The 371-nt window shown below is 30.5% G+C and carries 1 protein-coding gene; it reads right to left on the bottom strand.

Features of this window, described 5'->3' with window-relative positions; all coding sequences use genetic code 11:
* Positions 1 to 371 (bottom strand): relaxase/mobilization nuclease domain-containing protein (locus tag O6B72_RS09415; RefSeq protein ID WP_269492998.1); only part of this gene is annotated, 371 nt, incomplete at both ends.

The raw sequence follows: 371 nt of genomic DNA, 5'->3' as shown, positions 1-371 counted from the left end.
TAGCTCCCAAAGAAAAAGCAAAATTTGTTCTAGCTTCATCAAAGAAATCTTTAATCTCAGCTTTGGAATTAAAGTGAATTTTTTTATTTGTAAAAATATTTCTCTTATTTAAAACAACATGGACATGTGGATTGTTTTGATGAGTGTGTAAAACAAAAGCGTATTTATGACCTGTAAAATTTGTTCCCAAAGTATCCTTAACAGCATCACATAAAGCATTTAATTTTTTCTCATCATTGCATGGCTCATTAATTGAAAAAATCAAATGCCATGCATCTTTTGAGTTTAAATTTTTGCCAAAATCTTTGCTCCAACCTTTCATTATCTCATCACTGCTTACCTTGTTGCCATTCTCATCAATAGCAAGTCCA

The organism is Campylobacter ureolyticus (assembly GCF_027277485.1).
Classification (GTDB): domain Bacteria; phylum Campylobacterota; class Campylobacteria; order Campylobacterales; family Campylobacteraceae; genus Campylobacter_B; species Campylobacter_B ureolyticus_B.
This window is presented reverse-complemented; position numbering and strand designations above follow the sequence as displayed.